At 71.8% G+C, this 15,000-nt stretch carries 16 protein-coding genes; 7 read left to right on the top strand and 9 right to left on the bottom strand.

The features are described 5' to 3' along the window. Window positions 1–129: 129 nt before the first annotated feature. The 3 genes from JEQ17_RS42700 to JEQ17_RS42690 are packed head-to-tail and all read right to left on the bottom strand — an operon-like array spanning window position 130 to window position 3,811. Window positions 130–2,691 carry an ABC transporter permease gene (locus JEQ17_RS42700; RefSeq protein ID WP_200400273.1) on the bottom strand — a complete coding sequence of 854 codons (2,562 nt, stop codon included), beginning with the start codon at window positions 2,689–2,691 and terminating at the stop codon, window positions 130–132. After that, window positions 2,688–3,467 carry an ABC transporter ATP-binding protein gene (locus JEQ17_RS42695; protein WP_200400272.1) on the bottom strand — a complete coding sequence of 260 codons (780 nt, stop codon included), beginning with the start codon at window positions 3,465–3,467 and terminating at the stop codon, window positions 2,688–2,690. The genes JEQ17_RS42700 and JEQ17_RS42695 overlap by 4 nt, the downstream gene beginning before the upstream one ends. Then, window positions 3,464–3,811, bottom strand: a complete 348-nt coding sequence (locus JEQ17_RS42690) for an SHOCT domain-containing protein (RefSeq protein WP_234048575.1) — start codon at window positions 3,809–3,811, stop codon at window positions 3,464–3,466. The genes JEQ17_RS42695 and JEQ17_RS42690 overlap by 4 nt, the downstream gene beginning before the upstream one ends. A 178-nt stretch (window positions 3,812–3,989) precedes the next feature. Here JEQ17_RS42690 and JEQ17_RS42685 point away from each other — a divergent pair, with 178 nt between their 5' ends. Genes JEQ17_RS42685 through JEQ17_RS42675 form a run of 3 tightly spaced genes read left to right on the top strand, consistent with a single transcriptional unit; the run spans window position 3,990 to window position 6,141 of the window. After that, window positions 3,990–4,568, top strand: a complete 579-nt coding sequence (locus JEQ17_RS42685) for a TetR/AcrR family transcriptional regulator (RefSeq protein WP_200400271.1) — start codon at window positions 3,990–3,992, stop codon at window positions 4,566–4,568. Between the two features lie 41 nt (window positions 4,569–4,609). After that, window positions 4,610–5,194, top strand: coding sequence for a DUF4865 family protein (locus JEQ17_RS42680; RefSeq protein ID WP_200400270.1), 585 nt, complete (start codon window positions 4,610–4,612; stop codon window positions 5,192–5,194). After that, entirely contained in the window at window positions 5,191–6,141 is a 951-nt protein-coding gene (locus tag JEQ17_RS42675; RefSeq protein WP_200400269.1) for a phosphotriesterase family protein, read from the top strand. The genes JEQ17_RS42680 and JEQ17_RS42675 overlap by 4 nt, the downstream gene beginning before the upstream one ends. Window positions 6,142–6,218: 77 nt before the next feature. On the opposite strand, the gene JEQ17_RS42670 is transcribed toward JEQ17_RS42675, so the two are convergent. Then, entirely contained in the window at window positions 6,219–7,460 is a 1,242-nt protein-coding gene (locus tag JEQ17_RS42670; RefSeq protein ID WP_200400268.1) for an ROK family protein, read from the bottom strand. Between the two features lie 84 nt (window positions 7,461–7,544). Beyond that, the gene (locus JEQ17_RS42665; RefSeq protein WP_200400267.1) at window positions 7,545–8,195 is read right to left on the bottom strand and encodes an alpha-ketoglutarate-dependent dioxygenase AlkB family protein; all 651 of its coding nucleotides are present in this window, start codon (window positions 8,193–8,195) and stop codon (window positions 7,545–7,547) included. A gap of 74 nt (window positions 8,196–8,269) precedes the next feature. On the opposite strand from JEQ17_RS42665, the gene JEQ17_RS42660 reads away from it, so the two are divergent. Then, complete coding sequence (locus JEQ17_RS42660; RefSeq protein WP_200400266.1) at window positions 8,270–9,439, top strand: methyltransferase; 1,170 nt, start codon at window positions 8,270–8,272, stop codon at window positions 9,437–9,439. Between the two features lie 27 nt (window positions 9,440–9,466). On the opposite strand, the gene JEQ17_RS42655 is transcribed toward JEQ17_RS42660, so the two are convergent. After that, a complete protein-coding gene (locus JEQ17_RS42655) occupies window positions 9,467–10,243 on the bottom strand; it encodes an AraC family transcriptional regulator (protein ID WP_200400265.1) in 777 nt (258 codons plus the stop codon). 193 nt (window positions 10,244–10,436) lie between these two features. Between JEQ17_RS42655 and JEQ17_RS42650 the strand changes: the two genes are divergently transcribed. Together JEQ17_RS42650 and JEQ17_RS42645 are read left to right on the top strand one after the other, a co-directional pair. Then, window positions 10,437–11,216: a phytanoyl-CoA dioxygenase family protein gene (locus JEQ17_RS42650; protein WP_234048573.1), complete on the top strand. Its 780-nt coding sequence runs from the start codon at window positions 10,437–10,439 to the stop codon at window positions 11,214–11,216. Next, window positions 11,213–11,515, top strand: coding sequence for a hypothetical protein (locus JEQ17_RS42645; protein WP_200400263.1), 303 nt, complete (start codon window positions 11,213–11,215; stop codon window positions 11,513–11,515). Before JEQ17_RS42650 ends, JEQ17_RS42645 begins: the two co-directional genes overlap by 4 nt. A 6-nt stretch (window positions 11,516–11,521) precedes the next feature. On the opposite strand, the gene JEQ17_RS42640 is transcribed toward JEQ17_RS42645, so the two are convergent. Together JEQ17_RS42640 and JEQ17_RS42635 are read right to left on the bottom strand one after the other, a co-directional pair. Next, window positions 11,522–12,379: a class II fructose-bisphosphate aldolase gene (locus JEQ17_RS42640; protein ID WP_200400262.1), complete on the bottom strand. Its 858-nt coding sequence runs from the start codon at window positions 12,377–12,379 to the stop codon at window positions 11,522–11,524. A gap of 11 nt (window positions 12,380–12,390) precedes the next feature. Beyond that, a complete protein-coding gene (locus tag JEQ17_RS42635) occupies window positions 12,391–13,275 on the bottom strand; it encodes an SIS domain-containing protein (protein ID WP_200400261.1) in 885 nt (294 codons plus the stop codon). A gap of 179 nt (window positions 13,276–13,454) precedes the next feature. On the opposite strand from JEQ17_RS42635, the gene JEQ17_RS42630 reads away from it, so the two are divergent. After that, window positions 13,455–14,234, top strand: a complete 780-nt coding sequence (locus JEQ17_RS42630; protein ID WP_200400260.1) for a DeoR/GlpR family DNA-binding transcription regulator — start codon at window positions 13,455–13,457, stop codon at window positions 14,232–14,234. An 18-nt stretch (window positions 14,235–14,252) separates the two neighbouring features. Here JEQ17_RS42630 and JEQ17_RS42625 read toward each other — a convergent pair whose 3' ends face one another. After that, window positions 14,253–14,993, bottom strand: a complete 741-nt coding sequence (locus JEQ17_RS42625) for a response regulator (RefSeq protein ID WP_200402009.1) — start codon at window positions 14,991–14,993, stop codon at window positions 14,253–14,255. Window positions 14,994–15,000: the final 7 nt, after the last annotated feature.

The following is a 15,000-nucleotide window of genomic DNA, read 5'->3' as shown; positions in this document are numbered from 1 at the left end:
CCTCCTCCTCCGCTCGGTGGCGAAGGCCCGCGGTTCGGTCCACTCGGTGGCGGGTGCGCATCCGTGGGTCCGCTCGGTGGAGGTGGCACGCCCGCCCGCCCACTCGGCGGCGATGGCGTGCCCACCCCACTACTCGGTGGCGATGGCGCGCAGTACGTCGAGGCGTGCCGCCCGCCGGGCCGGGCGCAGGCCCGCGAGGGCTCCGGCCGCGACCCCCACGAGGGCCACCACCGTGAGCTGGAACGGCGGCATCGCGAAGGCGAAGGCGCTGGCGGACGCTCCGTCGGACGCCTTGACGAGCACCCAGCCGAGGAATCCGCCGAGCGCGAGTCCACCCACCGTGCCGAACGCGGCGACGAGCACCGACTCCCAGCGGACCATGGCGCGCAGCTGCGCCCTGGTCTGCCCGACGGCCCTCAACAGGCCGAGTTCGCGGGTGCGTTCGTGGACCGCGAGGGTCAGCGTGTTGGCGATGCCGAGCAGCGCGATGAGCACCGCGAGCGCGAGGAGCGCGTAGACCAGGGTGAGCATCATGTCGATGCCGCCGGCCGAGGACTGCGCGTACTCGTCGCGGGTCTGCACCTCCGGATTGCCGTACGCCGTCGCGACCTTCTCGACCGCCGCCTTGCCGTCGGCCGCGCTCACGCCGTCCTTGAAGGTGACGGCCACGAGCGTGTCGGAGTCCTGGGTGCGGTGCGGGGCCCAGGCGTCGCGGGTGATGACATAGTCGCCCGCCAGCTCGGACTGGCCGTAGACCGCGCGGACCGTGAAGGTCTGCTTCTTGCCGTCGGTGAACGCCAGTTGGGCGGTGTCACCGGTCTTGAGGCCCTGCTTGTCGGCCTCGTTCTCGGTGATGGCGATGCCGTCGTCGCCGAGGTTCCGCATCGAGCCCTGTACGTCGCCGAGGTCGAAGGTGCGCTCCAGCGCGACCGGGTTGGTGACGGTCAACGCCCGCCCCTTGCCGTCGACTTCGGCGACACCGCGGCCGAGTCCGACCGCCGTGTCGACCTCGGGCCGCTCGGCGATCGCGGGGGCGAGCCGCGGGCTCAGTCCGCTGCCGCCCGCGCCGAACGACGGAGTGCTCACCGCGACGTCGCCCGCGAAGGAACGGGAGACCGTCTGGTCCATGGTGGCCTTCAGCGAGGCGCCGAAGACCGTGAACAGTGACACGACGGCGACGCCGATCATCAGCGCGCTGGCGGTGGCGGCGGTCCGCTTGGGGCTGCGCAGGGCGTTGCGCCTGGCCAGGCCGCCGGTGACGCCGCGCAGCTTGTCGAGCGGGCTGCCGAGGACGCGTACGGCTGTGGTCGAGGCGACCGGGCCGAGGACCACGAAGGCGGCGAGCGCCAGGATCGCGCCGCTTCCGGCGAGCCAGAGGGACGGGCTGACGGTGACGCCGGTCAGTGTGACGGCGATCGCCAGCGCGGCGAGACCGGTGCCCACGACGGCACGGGTGCGGGACGCGCCGGACTGGTCGACGGCGGTCTCCCGCAGCGCCGCCAGTGGTGCGGTGCGCCCGGCGCGTACGGCGGGCAGCAGCGCCGAGCCGATGCAGACCACGATGCCGACCGCGAGCGGCAGGATCATGGACAGCCCGCTGATCACCAAGTCGCCCTCGGGGAACGGGAATCCGATGGCCGGGAACAGTGCCTGGAGCCCGGCCGCGATGCCGATGCCGCCCGCGAGTCCGGCGGCGGACGCGACCACGGCGACGACACTCGCCTCGACCAGGGTCGACGCGGTGACCTGCCTGCGTGAGGCACCGAGAGCGCGCAACAGGGCGTTCTCGCGTGTGCGTTGGGCGACGACGATCGCGAAGGTGTTGTGGATGGAGAAGGTCGCGACCAGCAGCGCCACACCGGAGAACACCAGCAGGAAGGTGGTGAAGAGCGACAGGAACTGCCCGGAGATCATGTCGGTGTTCTCCGCGGCCAGCTCCTGGCCGGTGATCGCCTCAACCCCCTTGGGCAGTACGGGAGTCAGGGCGTCGACGAGTTCCTGCTGACCGGTACCGGGCCCGGCCCGCACCAGGATGCTCGCGGCCTCGCCGGGCTTCGCGGTCAGGTACTTCTCGGCGTCGGACCGCGTCATGCCCGTGTAGGTCACCTGGGCCATGCCGTCCTCGCCGCCGAAGGTCGCCAGGCCGACGATCGTGACCTTGACCGGGTCGGGGGTCCGCAGGGTCGTCGTGTCGCCGATCCTCAGGTCGCCCTTCTCGGCGGCGCCCCGGTTGACGACGACCTCGCCGGACTTGGACGGGGCACGGCCTTCGGCAAGTTGGTAGGAGTTGAGCTTCGGGTCGTCGATCCAGTTGCCCGCGAGGGTGGGTGGGCCCTGACCGCCGATGGGCTTGCCGTTCGCGCCGACGAGCTGGCCGGCCCCCTGGATGTCGGGCTCCGCTGCCGCGACACCCGGGGCCTTCTCGACGGCCGTCACCAGGTCGGTGTCGACGGGCTGCCGTACGCCCTGGCTCTCGCCCGGCGTGGTGATGGTGCCGGCGCTGCGGACGACCGCGTCGGTGCCGCTCGTGGCGTTGCCGAACATCGTGTCGAAGCTGGCGCGCAGGGTGTCGCCCATGACGAGGGTGCCGGCCAGGAAGGCGACGCCGAGGAGCACCGCCAGGAACGTACCGGCGAAGCGGCGCTTGTGCGCGCGCAGGGACGAGACGCTGATGCGCACGGAGGCGTTCATGCCGGCGGCGCTCCCTTGCTGTCGAAGGCCTTCATACGGTCCAGGACCTTGTCGGCCGTGGGTGCTTCCATCCGGTCGACGAGGCAGCCGTCGGCGAGGAAGACGACCTCGTCGGCGTGTGCGGCGGCGACCGGGTCGTGGGTGACCATGACGACCGTGCGGTCCATCTGGCGTACGGCCCGGCCGAGGAGGTTCAGGACCTCCTCGCCGGAGCGCGAGTCGAGGTTGCCGGTCGGCTCGTCGGCGAAGACGACGTCGGGTTGGCCGGCGAACGCCCTTGCCACGGCGACGCGTTGCTGCTGGCCGCCGGAGAGTTCGGAGGGCCGGTGGTGCAGCCGGTCGCGCAGGCCGACCACGTCGACGAGCGCGTCGATCCACTCCTGCGACGAGGCGTCGCCCCGGCCGCCCGCGAGGTCCCTGGGCAGCGTGATGTTCTCCGCGACGGTCAGCGTCGGGACCAGGTTGAACGCCTGGAAGACGAAGCCGATGCGGTCGCGCCGCAGGAGGGTGAGGCGGCGGTCGTCGAGGCTGCTCAGCTCGGTGTCGCCGATGAACGCGGCGCCCGAGGTGAGGGTGTCCAGACCGGCCGCGCAGTGCATCAGGGTGGACTTGCCGGAGCCCGAGGGCCCCATGATCGCGGTGAAGCGTCCGGCCCGAAAGGTGACGCTCACCCCGTCCAGGGCCCGGACGGCGGTGTCGCCGCTGCCGTACACCTTCACGGCGTCGGCGACACGTGCCGCGGTCCGCGTGGCCTTCGTGGCGGTCGCGGTGCTCATGCCGCACCGCCCTTGCCCGTACGACCGAAGTCGGTGCGGCCGAAGTCCGTGCGGCTGAAATCGGTGCGTCCGAACTGCTCGTCGAGGACGGAGAGCCGACGCCAGTACTCGTCCTCGTCGATCTCGCCGGAGGCGAAGCGCCAGCCGAGCATCGCGATCGGCGAGTCGCCGGTCGGGCGGACGTCCGTCGCGGTGCGGTCCATGCCGCGCCAGGGGCCACGACGGCCGCGCCACACGGTACGGCGGAGGACGGTCACTACGCCGATCACGACGGCCGCCCAGATCAGCGGGAAGAGAAGGATCCACGGGCCGGGCCCGCCGTCCCAGTGCGCCAGGGTCTGCATCTGAAGTCATCTCCTCGGTGGGTGTTCCGGTGATGCTTCGAGACTCGCGCCGGGTGGGGGGCCGGGTCGTCGTACGGCCAGCGGCACTGCGCGTACCTCCGCGGGAGTACGAACGGGGTGTTCCGCTGCTTCCTCGGCTGCCCTCGATTCTGTACCTACTAGTATGTACAGTGATTTCATGAGCACTCCGGAGCGATTGATCGAGGCCACGCGCGAGCTGTTGTGGGAGCGGGGGTACGTGGGGACGAGCCCGAAGGCGATCCAGCAGCAGGCCGGAGCGGGCCAGGGCAGCATGTACCACCACTTCGCCGGCAAGCCCGATCTGGCGCTCGCCGCGATCCGGCGTACGGCGGAGGAGATGCGCGCTACCGCCGAGGGAGTACTGGGCGGCCCTGGTTCTCCGTACGAGCGTGTCGAGGCGTATCTGCGTCGCGAGCGCGATGTGCTGCGCGGCTGCCCGATCGGCCGGCTGACCATGGACCCGGACGTCATCGCGAACGACGAGCTGCGTGCACCCCTCGACGAGACGCTGGACTGGCTGCGCGAGCGGCTCGCGGGGCTCGTCGAGGAGGGCCGGGAGCGGGGCGAGTTCGCGCCCTCGCTGGACGGCGAGGAGATCGCCGCGACGATCGTCGCCACGGTTCAGGGTGGGTACGTCCTGGCCCGGGCGTCCGGCTCGACCGCGGCCTTCGACGCGGGAGTTCGCGGACTGTTGTCCCTGCTCGCCCTCAACTCCCCTGCCCGTCTGGATGGTTAGGCACCACCGCTCGGAACCTGTTGGAGCCGTTGGAGGCATCGATGCACGCCATGCAGTACGAGATAACCCTGCCCGCCGACTACGACATGGACGTCATCCGCGGCCGGGTGGCCCGCGTAGGGCACCTGCTCGACGACTGGGACGGGCTCGGCCTCAAGGCCTATCTGCTGCGCGAGCGCGGAGTGGACGGCTCGCTGGTCAACCAGTACGCGCCGTTCTATCTGTGGCACACACCCGAGGGCATGAACTCCTTCCTCTGGGGGCCGGGATTCCAGGGCCTCGTGAACGACTTCGGGCGCCCTGCGGTGCAGCACTGGACAGGTCTCGCGTACGAGGACGGGGGCGCCGCCGGTGCCACACCCGAGGTCGCGGTGCGTCGGCGCGTGAGCATTCCGGAGGGAGTACCGCTTGCCGAGGTGACGGAGGAGGCGATGCGGGTGACCGGGCGGCTGGCCGCGCTGGACGGGGTCGTCGGTGCCGCTGTCGCCGTCGATCCACGTCACTGGGAGGTCGTGCATTTCTCGCTCTGGGCCCATGACTCGCCCAAGGCGGCCGGTGAGGTGTACCGGGTGCTGCATCTCTCGGCGCCGGACCGTGACCTGCTCCGGCGGGGGCGGCAGTGGTGAACACGGCGCGCGGGGCACGTCCGGTCCCTGCGCTCCCTGCCGTCGGTACCGTACGGACGGTCCTCGGGGACCTCTCCCCAACGGAGTTGGGAGTGTGCGACGCCCACGACCATCTCTTCCTCAGCAGTCCGCTGCTCCCCGGTCAGGAGTTACGTGACGCGTCCGCTGCGACGGCCGAGCTGGTGGCGTTCCGTGCGGCGGGCGGCGGGAGTGTCGTGCAGTGGACACCGTACGGGCTGGGGCGGCGGGCCGCCGATCTGCCACTGCTCGCCCGCGCCACCGGGGTTCACATCATGGCCGCCACCGGACTGCACCAGGCCGCCCACTACGCACCCGAGTCGATCGACCGTCTGCGGCACGGGCTCGCGGACCTCTTCGTCGCCGAGCTGACGGAGGGCCTGGCCACGTCAGGGGTCCGGGCGGGATTCATCAAGGTCGCAGGCGGGTTCCACGCCCTGGACGCGCACGCCCGCTGGACGATGACCGCGGCGGCCGAGGCGCATCACGCTACGGGGGCACCCATCGCCGTGCACCTGGAACTCGGTACGGGCGCGCTCGACGTACTCGACCTGTTGTGCGGGGAGTTGGGGGTGCCGCCTGACCGGGTGATCCTCGGGCACCTCAACCGTTCGCCCGACCCGGTGGTGCACCTTCAGGCCGCGGAGACCGGTGCCTATCTGGCTTTTGACGGACCGTCACGGGCCAACCACGCGACGGACTGGCGGATGCCGGATGCCGTGCGGGCCCTCGCCGAGGCCGGGTTCGGGGATCGGCTGCTGCTCGGCGGGGACACGACGACGGCCGGGGCCCGCTCGGTCGACGGCGGCCCCGGGATGCCGTATCTGCTGCGTCGGGTTCGGCCTCGGCTCGAACTCGCCCTGGGGGCGGCGTTGGTGGAGCGCGTTCTGACGGTCAACCCTGGACGGGCCTTCGCTGTCGAGTGGTGAGAGTTCCGCTACGAGGGTGTTCTTCGGCCGCGGACCGACTGTGGCTGATCGCGCAGTTCCCCGTGCCCCGAAAGGGCTCAGACCTGGGCCAGCGCCGCGATCGGGTCGTCGAGGACCGGCTGCCACGCCAACTCGGCCGCTCCCACCAGGCTGTTGTGGTCCAGCGTGCAGGCGAGGATCGGGACGCCGCCGCTCTGCCCCCACAGACTCCGGTCGGCCACCACCGCGCGCAGCCGCTCGGGGTCCGCGTCGAGGAGGGTGCGGTGCAGTCCGCCGAGGATGATGCGGTCCGGGTTGAGGATGTTGACCAGGCCCGCGAGACCCAGGCCCAGCCGGTCGATCAGAGCCTCGACCGCTGTACGTACGGTCGGGTCGGCGTACTGGTCGCGGATCAGGTCGTTGGACTGCTGGAGCAGCGACACCTCGGGGCCGGGGTCGCGGCCCGCCGCTGTCAGGAACGCCAGCGGGTCCGCCTCGACGTCCAGGCAGCCGCGGCTGCCGCAGTGGCAGGGGCGCCCCTCCGGATTGACGGTGAGGTGTCCGACTTCCAGCGCCAGCCCCGAACTGCCCATGTGCAGACGCCCGTCGAGGACCAGCGCACCGCCGACCCCCCGGTGCCCGGTCGCCACGCACAGCAGATCGCGGGAGCCGCGGCCCGCGCCGTGCCGGTGCTCGGCGAGCGCGGCGAGGTTGACGTCGTTGGCCGCGAACGCCGGTCCGGTGATCCCGGCCGCGCGGACGCGCTCCGCGAAGATCTCCCGTACGGGTGCGCCCGCGGGCCAGGCCAGGTGGAGGGGGTTGAGGGCGGTGCCCTCGGGTTCGGCGACGGCCGACGGTACGGCGAGTCCCGCGCCCACGCAGCGGCGTCCCGTCTCCCGGAGCAGTTCGGCGCCCGCCTCGACGACGGAGCCGAGCACCTTGGCCGGGTCGGCGTCGACGGTCTCGCAGCCGGGGGCGGTCGCGACGAGACGGCCGCCGAGGCCGACCAGGGCGGCGCGGAAGCCGTCGGCGTGCACCTGGGCGGCGAGGGCCACGGGGCCGTCCTCGGCGAGTTCGAGACGGTGCGAGGGGCGGCCCTGCGAGCCGGCGGCCGCGCCGGGGCGCGCGTCGACGTGGATCAGTCCGAGCGCTTCGAGTTCCGCGGCGACCGCGCCTGCCGTCGCTCGTGTGACGCCGAGCTCGGCGGTGAGTACGGCCCTCGTGGGCGCGCGTCCGGTGTGCACGAGCTCCAGGGCGGGCCCGAGCGCACCCCGCCCCCGGTCCAGGCGTGTCCTGGTGCTTCCTTCTCCCGCCGCTCTGGGGGCCGCATTGCCGCTCATGAGGGCGAGTCTCCCATGATCCGGTCGTCCCGTGGCCAGGGCAACGACCTCAACGAACCGGACGAGCCGGTTGAACCCACCGGCCTAGAGGCCGCTCACCCGCAGCGTGACGTTCAGGCGGCCGGTCAGGCCCAACTCGGGCGGTGCCGTGCCCGTGTGCACCCGCGGCACCCCGTGGTACGCGAGCCGGGCGGCGCCGCCGAACACGAACAGGTCGCCGCTGCGCAGTTCCACGTCGGTGTAGGGGCGGGTCCGCGACTCGGTGTTGCCGAAGCGGAAGACGCAGGTGTCGCCGAGGCTCAGCGACACCACCGGAGCGTCGGACTTCTCGTCGCTGTCCCGGTGCATGCCCATGCGGGCGTCGGCGTCGTAGAAGTTGATGAGGGCGATGTCGTGCGCCTCCGCCGTGGCCGCCTCCGGGCCGAGCGCGTCGACGACCGCGCGGCGGCCCAGCTCCCCCAGCCACTCGGGAAACTCCTTCACCGGCGCCCCGTCCCCGTCGACGACCGTGCGCGCATACCCGTACGGGTACCAGTGCCAGCCGAGGCAGACCTGCCGGGACGTCATCGTGCCGCCGCCCGGCGTGCGGACCGTGCGCAGCCCCGCGGGCGGGCGTGCCCAGTCGCGGCAGGCGTCGAGGAGCTCGCTCTGGCGCTCGGCGGAAAGCCAGTCCGGCAGGTGCACGGCGCCCGGCGCGATCGTCGCACGGGCACGGGGAAACAGCTCGGCGTCCATGGCTCCCATCCTCGCCCACGGCCCCGGATGGACGCGGAAACCCTCTGAGCTGCACCTCGGATAGCCTGGACCCAATGACCGACCGTATGACGACCCCCTCGGCCGAGCTGACGCTGGCCCGCTTCCCCGAGGACTCCCGTGACCAGCTCCGTGCGTGGGACGCCTCCGACGAGTATCTGCTGAAGCATCTCGCGGACGGCGACCACGCACTCGACGGCACGGTGGTCGTGGTCGGCGACCGGTGGGGCGCCCTCACCACGGCCCTGCGGGCGCATCGGCCGGTGCAGATCACCGACTCGTTCCTCACCCGTGAGGCGACCCGCGCCAACCTGGCGCGCAACGGCGCGGACCAGGACTCCGTACGCCTCCTCACCACCCAGGACCCGCCGGTCGACCGCGTCGACGTGCTGCTGGTGCGGGTACCGAAGAGCCTCGCGCTCCTGGAGGACCAGCTGCTGCGCCTGGCGCCCGCCGTGCACGAGGGGACGGTCGTCATCGGCACCGGCATGGTGAAGGAGATCCACACCTCCACGCTGAAGCTGTTCGAGCGGATCATCGGTCCCACCCGGACCTCGCTGGCCGAGAAGAAGGCCCGGCTCATCTTCTGCACGCCGAATCCGGGGATCACCAGACCGGCCAACCCGTGGCCGCACAGCTACACGCTGCCCGACGGAATCGGTCCCGCCTCGGGCCGTACGGTCGTCAACCACGCGGGCGTCTTCTGCGCCGAGCGCCTCGACATCGGCACCAGGTTCTTCCTCCAGCACCTGCCGTACGAGGGCGGGGCGGAGCGCGTGGTGGACCTGGGCTGCGGCAACGGAGTCGTCGGTACGGCGATGGCGCTGGCACACCCCCGGGCCGAGACGCTCTTCCTGGACGAGTCGTACCAGGCGGTGACCTCGGCGGAGGCCACGTACTGGGCGAACACCGATGACACGGTGGAGTACGGCAAGGCGGAGTTCCGCGTCGGCGACGGGCTGGAGGGCGTTCCGGACGCGAGCGTCGACCTCGTGCTGAACAATCCGCCCTTCCACTCGCACCAGGCGACGTCCGACGCCACCGCCTGGCGGATGTTCACCGGGGCACGCCGTGCGCTGCGGCCGGGTGGCGAGCTGTGGGTGGTCGGCAACCGTCATCTCGGCTACCACGTGAAGCTGCGTCGCCTCTTCGGCAACAGCCAACTGGTCGCCAGCGACGCGAAGTTCGTGGTTCTGAGGGCCGTCAAGGAGTCCGCGGAGTCCTGAGGGTCGTTCGCCGGCGCCCGACGGGACTCAGGCAGCGCTCGTCTCGCCGCGCAGCGCTCGCGGGGACGCTCCCAGTTCGCGTCGGCATGCCTTGTTGAAGGCTTGCAGGTCGGGGATGCCGACCGACGCGGCGACCGCCGGGATCGACAGGGTCGAGGCCCGCAGCAGGTGGTGGGCGCGGTCGAGCCTGCGGCGCCGGATGTACGCGACGACGGTGCCGCCCGTGGTCGCGCGGAAGAGCCGGGTCAGATGGTTGTGCGAGACGCCCGCGGCGTGGGCCACGGCGGGCACGGTGAGCGGGGCGGCGAGGTTCGCCTCGACAAAGGCGATCGCGGCGGTGACGGCGGGATGCGGTCCGGGCCGCTCGGCCGCCGGGGCGAGATGGGCGATGCGCCACAGAGCGGTCCAGATCTCGGCGCGGGTACGCTCCGGCTCCCCCGGTACGGAGGCGACCGCCTGGAGCAACAGCCCGGTCAGCATGGGGAGTTCGGGTCCGGCGTCCTGCATCACGGGCACGGTGTGCGGCGGCCCCGCGGGTGCGATGCGCAAATGCGCGTACAGGTGTTCCGAGCGGCCCCGGTAGCGGTAGCGGACCGTCGTGCCAGGCGGTACGAGGCTGACTCGGCCGGGACGGATGACGTGCGCCGTTCCGTCGACGGTCAGCTCGGCCTCGTACTGGTACAGATGCAGTTGCCACAGTTCCGGCAGCCGGAAGACGTCCGTACGGCTCGCGACGCCGTGCACGCCGACGCCCGCGTTGGCGACGACGGGCGGCTGCCCGAGGTGGATCCGCGTCTCCCGCATGGTGAAAAACTACCAGCGGTGGTGAAACGGGCCAACGCGCGGGACGGGCGCTGCTCCGTACGTTCGGAGCATGACGAATCCTGAGCATCCCCCGCCGCCGCCCCCTCGTCCTGCCCCTCCCTCTGCCTCTGTCTCTCCCTCTGCCTCGCCGCTGCTGAGCTCGGGAGTCGCTCCGCTGTTGAGCTCGGTGCGGATGGCGCATTTCGTGGCTCACGGTTCGTTGCGCCTCGACGCGGTGGTTCCGGCGGAGATGAACGCCGAGGCGATCGGGTTCCTGGGGCGGGGCGTCCCGGGTGTGCCCTACGGAAGCGCGGTGGCGGACGCCTACCCCGAGGGCTCCTTCGCCCGGCGGCTCCTCGACATCCCGGCCGTGGCCGGGGCCCTGCGCAGCCTCGTCGGCCCGCACCCGCGCGTCGACCACCACGCGGTGCACGTCCGCGATCCCCGCGAGGGGTCGGCGCAGCCGCTGCACGGTGACGCGATCATCGACGTCCGCACCGATGCCTTCGACGTCCAGCTGATGTACTACCCGCAGGACGTGACCCTCGACATGGGCGGCACCCTCAGCGTGCCGGGCAGCCATCTGCGGCGTACGAACGAAACGGACACCGGCCGCTACCAGAACCTGCTCGGCCAGTCCCGGCTCGTCTGCCCGGCCGGCACCGTGGTGTTTCTGCACCACGGCCTCTGGCACGGCGGGCGGCGCAACGACAGCGACGCGGTGCGGTACATGTTCAAGATCCGCTTCAATCCGGCAGTGCGGCAGCGACGGCTGTGGGACACCTCGGACCTCGAGGATCCCCGGGTGGCCGAGGAGCTCATGACGACCTTCCCCTGGTACGAGCCCGCCACCGGCCGGCTGGAGATCTACAACCGCGTGCTGCTGTGGCGGTCGCTGACCGGCGACGAGTCCTTCGACCTGGAGCACTGGGTGACCCGTGTCTCCAACCGTCCTCAGGAGGAGGTCGCATGACGGTCCGTCAGCAGGTTCTGGTGCTCTATCTGGGTACGTCGGCGCTGGACTCGCCGGTGGTCGGCTGGTCCGTGTACGACGGCACTGGGCGTACGTCGCCCACCACCGGGGACAGTGACGAACCCCCGTACAAGTCCGGGGTGGACGCCCTGCGGGACGGCTGGCGGCTGTTCCAGGCGGCCCAGTTGATCCCGCCGTACCCGGGGAGCGAGTACGACGTGTCGTTCCTCAAGCACGAGTTCTTCTTCGAGAAGCTCGCGGAGGGATCGGTGGGACCGGAGGGCGTGGCTGCGGGCTGAGCGCCCTCAGTCCGTGGTGCCGAGAACTCTGATGATCCGGGTCACCGTCTCCGCCATCGCCGCCCGTCCCACGGTCAAGTATTTGCGTGAGTCGACCGCCTCGGGATGGGCGGTGAGGTAGTCCCTGATCGCACCGGTCATCGCGATGTTCAGCGCGGTGCCGACGTTCACCTTCGTGATGCCGCCCGCGACGGCCGCTCTCAGCTCGGCGTCCGGCACACCGGACGAGCCGTGCAGCACGAGCGGCACGTCGAGGGCCTCGGCGAGACGCTTGAGGAGGTCGTGGTCGAGGGCGGCGGTGCGGGTGGTCATGGCGTGTGTGCTGCCGACGGCCACGGCCAGGGCGTCCACGCCGGACTCGGCGACGAACGCGCGCGCCTCCGCCGGATCGGTACGGGCGCCCGCCGCGTGGGCGTCCAACGGTGGCTGGCCCGGCTTGCCGCCGACCTCACCCAACTCGGCCTCGATCCACAGCCCTTGGGCATGCGCCCAGTCTGCGGCGGCCCGGGTGGCCGCGAGGTTCTCGGCGTACGGGAGACGGGCGGCGTCGTACATGACGGAGCTGAATCCGGCACCTGCCGCCTGTCGCAGCAGCTCGTCGCTCTGGACGTGGTCCAGGTGCAACGCGACGGGTACGGAGGCGTGTTCGGCGGCGGCGCTCGCGGCCTGGGCCAGCGGGAGCAGTCGTCCGCCCCGGAACTTCACCGCGTTCTCGCTGACTTGGAGGATGACGGGCGCGTCAGCGACCTCGGCCCCGGCGACGACGGCCTCGACGTGTTCCAGTGTGATGACGTTGAACGCCGCGACGGCGGTACGGGACGCGGCCGCCCCGGCGACCAGCTCCCCGGCTGCTGCGAGAGGCATGGGCTCCCCCTTCAGGGCGTGGTGAGGATGACCGAGCGGGTGAGGTGGCGGGGCTGGTCGGGATCGAGGCCCCGGGCGGCGGCGACGGCCACGGCGAGGCGCTGGGCGCGGACGAGCTCGGCGAGCGGGTCGAGTCCGCCTCCGACCCACAACGCGCCCGTGTCACGCACCTGTTGGGCGAGCCCCTCGGGTGCTTCGCCGAGCATCCAGGTCGCGGTTCCCGAGGTGGTCACGCTGATCGGACCGTGCCGGTACTCCATCGCCGGGTAGGCCTCGGTCCACGCGAGCGAGGCCTCGCGCATCTTGAGCCCGGCCTCGTTGGCGAGCCCCACGCTCCAGCCGCGCCCCAGGAACGTGAACTGCGTGCAGTCGACGAGCCCTTCGGGCAGTGGTTCCGCCAACGCGGTACGGGCATCGGCGACGACGGCGTCGCTGTGCAGCCCGAGGTGGGCCCGCAGCAGGGTGAGCGCGGTGGTCGCGAACCGCGTCTGCACCACGGACTTCTCATCGGCGTAGTCGAGCACGACCACGTCGTCCGCCGCCTCCATCACGGGAGTTCGCGGATCCGCGGTGATCGCGACCGTGCGTGTATGCCCCTTCAGCCGGCCGAGCAGGTCGAGCACCTCTGTGGTGGTGCCGGAGCGGGTCAGGGCGACCACCCGGTCGTACGAGCGGCCGTGCGGGAACTCGGAGGCGGCGAAGGCGTCCGTCTCGCCCTGTCCCGCCTGCTCGCGCAGCGCCGCGACGGCCTGGGCCATGAACCACGACGTGCCGCAGCCGACGACGGCTGTCCGCTCCCCCGCGGCGGGCAGCACGGCCCCGTGGACTGCGGCTTCCCCCGCGGCCCGCACCCAGCACTCGGGCTGGCTCTTCAGCTCGCTCTCGACATGGCTCACGTTCGCGACCTCCCCGCTGGAATGATTGTTCTTGCAAGATATAGCGAGCTTTCAAGCACAATCAAGCATTCACGGGTGAACGGCTTGCGTTAGGGTCACCGAAAGATCAGATCCATGGACCGGTCCAAGGACCGGCCGGTGGGCCGATCGGTGGTCGGATCGACGGACGGAGGGTGCGGATGTCGCGCGACGCCCGCTGGCAGGCACTGCTGGAGCTGCTCGTGGAGCGGGGCCGGCTGGATGTCGAGGAGGCGGCGGCCGAGCTGTCGGTGTCGGCGGCCACGATCCGGCGCGACTTCGATCAGCTCGCCGAGCAGCAGATGCTCGTACGCACCCGGGGCGGCGCGGTCGTGCACGGCGTCTCGTACGAGCTGCCGCTGCGCTACAAGACGGCCCGCCACGCCTCCGAGAAGCAGCGCATCGCGAAGGCGGTGGCCGACCTCGTCGTGCCCGGTGAGGCGGTCGGCCTGACCGGTGGCACGACCACCACGGAGGTGGCCCGCGCGCTGGCCGTACGCAGTGATCTCGCGTCCGGCTCGCCCGCCCTGACGATCGTCACGAACGCGCTCAACATCGCCAACGAGCTGGCGGTGCGGCCCCAGTTCAAGATCGTGCTGACCGGCGGCGTCGCCCGCCCGCAGTCGTACGAGCTCGTCGGCCCCCTCGCCGACGGCGTGCTCGGCCAGATCACCCTGGACGTGGCCGTCCTCGGCGTGGTCGCCCTCGACGTGGCCCATGGCGCGGCGGCGACCGACGAGGCGGAGGCCGCGATCAACCGCTTGCTCTGCGAGCGGGCCGAGCGTGTCATCGTGGCCGCCGACTCCAGCAAGCTCGGACAGCGTGCCTTCGCCCGGATCTGCGCGGCCGAGTCGGTGAACACGCTGGTCACCGATGTGGCGGTGAGCGAGGAGATGGTGCGGCGGTTCGAGGAGGCGGGCGTCACGGTCGTCGCCGTCTGACGCACACGCCGGAACCGGCTACCCCTGGAACCGATACCGCCGCTCGGGCCGCCCCGCCGCCCCATAGCGCAGCGTCACGTCCGCGCTGCCGACGGTGTGGAAGTGTTCCAGGTAGCGGCGGGCGCTGACGCGGGAGATGCCGGCCAGGGTGGCGCACTCGGCGGCGGAGAGGGTGCCCTCCGCGGTACGCAGGGTGCGTTCTATCAGTTCGGCGGTCTCGACGCTCATCCCCTTGGGGAGGGTGCCGGGGGTCGACGCAGGCACGGCGGATCCGGCCAGGACGCGGTCCACGTCGGCCTGGCCGTGCACGACGGTGGCGAGGAGGCGGCCCCGCTGGACGGCGTAGCGCTCCAGGCGGGCGCGCAGGTCCTCGAACTCGAACGGTTTGAGGAGGTAGTCGACGACGCCGTGGCGGACGGCGCCGCGGACCGTGTCGGCCTCCCGGGCGGCGCTGATGACCATGACGTCGCAGTCGTGGCCGGAGGTGCGCAGCCGGGGGATGACGTCGAGACCGAAGACGTCCGGCAGGTAGAGGTCGAGCAGGACGAGGTCCGGGTGCAGTTCGTCGACGGCGTGGGCCGCCTGCTCGCCGGTGCTGGCGACACCGACGACCCGGAACGGCTCGACGCGTTCGACGAAGGTGCGGTGGACGCGGGCCACCATGAAGTCGTCGTCGACCACGAGCACGTCGATCGTGTCGGTCGCGACGGACGTGCCCGGCCCACGGGGCGTGCCCGGCGTGCCGGACGTGCCTTTCATCCCCTTC

This window comes from Streptomyces liliifuscus, from assembly GCF_016598615.1.
Taxonomy (GTDB): domain Bacteria; phylum Actinomycetota; class Actinomycetes; order Streptomycetales; family Streptomycetaceae; genus Streptomyces; species Streptomyces liliifuscus.
This window is presented reverse-complemented; position numbering and strand designations above follow the sequence as displayed.